Here is a 442-nt window from a genome sequence, read left to right on the forward strand (position 1 = left end):
AGATAGCCAAACTCACTCGCGGTGCGGGCGTAGGTTTTCTTGTTGCCGTGTTCGATGGAAAGCCCACCGCCCACCAACAGGTTAAAGCCCACCAGCTTGCCGTTTTCGGCGATCGCCACGAAGTTCATGTCGTTGGCGTGCAGATCGATATCGTTCTGTGGCGGGATCACTACCGTGGTTTTGAATTTACGCGGCAGGTAGGTCTGGCCGAGGATCGGTTCTTCATCAGTAGTGGCGACTTTTTCCTGGTCGAGCCAGATCTCCGCATACGCGCGGGTACGCGGCAGCAGATGCTCAGAAATCTTCTTCGCCCACTCGTACGCTTCCGCGTGTAGCTGCGACTCGTAAGGGTTCGAGGTGCAGAGTACGTTACGGTTCATGTCGTTAGCGGTCGCCAGCGCATCAAGACCAACCGAGTGCAGCATCTGGTGCACCGGTTTGA

The 442-nt window shown here is 56.6% G+C and carries 1 protein-coding gene; it reads right to left on the reverse strand.

What is annotated here, in order from left to right; all coding sequences use genetic code 11:
• A partial coding sequence (locus tag K0039_RS25475) for a hypothetical protein (RefSeq protein WP_500303721.1) occupies positions 1-380 on the reverse strand: 380 nt, incomplete at its 3' end.
• Positions 381-442 lie beyond the last annotated feature (62 nt).

This window comes from Terrisporobacter mayombei (assembly GCF_020748465.1).
Taxonomy (GTDB): Bacteria; Bacillota; Clostridia; order Peptostreptococcales; family Peptostreptococcaceae; genus Terrisporobacter; species Terrisporobacter mayombei.